The 1,691-nt window shown below is 68.4% G+C and carries 2 protein-coding genes and 1 pseudogene; 1 reads left to right on the top strand and 2 read right to left on the bottom strand.

All coding sequences use genetic code 11. The annotated features are described in order from the left end of the window. A pseudogene (locus EAO75_RS43625) lies at positions 1 to 280 on the bottom strand (VWA domain-containing protein); the annotation flags it as partial. A gap of 312 nt (positions 281 to 592) precedes the next feature. Continuing rightward, a complete protein-coding gene (locus EAO75_RS48035) occupies positions 593 to 1,435 on the bottom strand; it encodes a trypco2 family protein (RefSeq protein ID WP_261989688.1) in 843 nt (280 codons plus the stop codon). On the opposite strand from EAO75_RS48035, the gene EAO75_RS43635 reads away from it, so the two are divergent. Beyond that, positions 1,425 to 1,691 (top strand): hypothetical protein (locus tag EAO75_RS43635; protein WP_148000694.1); only part of this gene is annotated, 267 nt, incomplete at its 3' end. The genes EAO75_RS48035 and EAO75_RS43635 overlap by 11 nt on opposite strands.

Consider the following 1,691-nt stretch of genomic DNA (forward strand, 5'->3'; position numbering starts at 1 on the left):
GGCACACCGGGTCCACGACGCGCTGGCCGGCCTTCTCCGCGGCGGCGAAGCCGAACACGGTGACCTGCGAGGACGAGGACACGTCGCCCAGCGCGATCCGCTTGGCGGCAGCCTTCTCGGCCTTCATGTCCTCGGGCGCGAGGCTGGCCGACTCGTCCACGGCCACCGCGTAGTTGACGGCCGGGAACGCGGAGGTGGAGTCCGCCGTCGGCACCGGATCCTGACCGGCCGGCGCCAGTAAGGAAATGAACAACGCGGCGCCGCTGAGCACAGTGACCATGGCGCGGTCTACTCGGCCCTTTCCAGGCCGCCGTCCCCCTATGACTCTTCCCACGACTGTCCCCTAAGTTCTCCGAGGCTGTTCGTTCGTCACTGGCGAGCTGAGTGACGCCTGTGCGGCCGTGCCAACCGGCGGCATGCCATGTGCCCGATAGCCTCCGCTCCAAGGTTTTTTGCCTGCCGCCGTCCACCCGCTTCGGGCTCGTKGGCCGTGCACCACGTGCGGGGGTACGGCTCACGAGCGCACGGCCGCAGAATGATCAGTCGCCGCGAGGGCTGGGGTGTTCAGCGCCGCCGAACAGCTCTTTGCACGTCAGACCTCATACTCGGAGCGGTCATCGGTGTCTCCGATCATCAAGGCCCTTCCGTGGCGGGACTGCGGTGTCAGCTCGAGCCGGATACGGTGTTGTGCCGCGCCGGCGGCCTGGTCGGGGCCGCCGGTGAGGACCATGACGCGGACTCCTGCCCTCGTTTTCGGGTCCTGCCGCAGCTCGACGCCGAATTCCAGTTCAATCGGGCCGACTTCGAACCTGAGATCGTCCGCATGTGCGGCGGTGCGCCGCAGTTCCTCGCGTACCGCCTCGATGGCTGTGGCCAGCTCCACATACGTATTGCGTTCCAGTCCCACTGCTCCGGTTCCTTCCATGGTGGAGTTCTCCGGTGCGGGTCCGGGCCGTGAGTCGGCCTCCTCCCGTGGACCGAAGCCCGTCAGAAACACACTGCTGGACGAGGTGCCCAAGTCGGTTGCGAGGACCTGCGGATCGTGGCGCGCGGCGGCCAGGTAGGCGTACGAGCCCTGGACGGCGTCGTGCAGTGGACCCGCACCGCGTTCCTTCTGGATGGCGTTTTGGGCGTGCAGGGCCCGGCTCAGCAGTGCCTCGCCGTTGCGCGCTCCCGAGGTGATCGCCTCGCCGTAGAGGCCGACGGCCCGCTCCAGGTCCCCTGTTGCCGTGTCGTAGTCGCCGCTTGCGGCGGCAATGACCGCCCGGCTGTTCAAGCCTTTGGCGAGCAGCAACGTCTGCGTTGGCCCGCGGCCATGAACTTCGTTGAGCCTCTCGTAGGCGGTGACTGCCTGGTGCGCGAGGTCCAGCGCTTCCGTGAGGTCGCCCTGCTCCGCGATCAGGCCGGCCTGCGCGTTCAAGGCATTGGCCAGCACCGACAAGGCACCGGCAGCGCCGGGATTCCTGGCCGTCGGCCTCTACGGCGAGGCGATCACCTCGGGAGCGCGCAACGGCGAGGCACTGCTGAGCCGGGCCCTGCACGCCCAAAACGCCATCCAGAAGGAACGCGGTGCGGGTCCACTGCACGACGCCGTCCAGGGCTCGTACGCCTACCTGGCCGCCGCGCGCCACGATCCGCAGGTCCTCGCAACCGACTTGGGCACCTCGTCCAGCAGTGTGTTTCTGACGGGC

The organism is Streptomyces sp. UW30, assembly GCF_008042075.1.
Classification (GTDB): Bacteria; Actinomycetota; Actinomycetes; order Streptomycetales; family Streptomycetaceae; genus Streptomyces.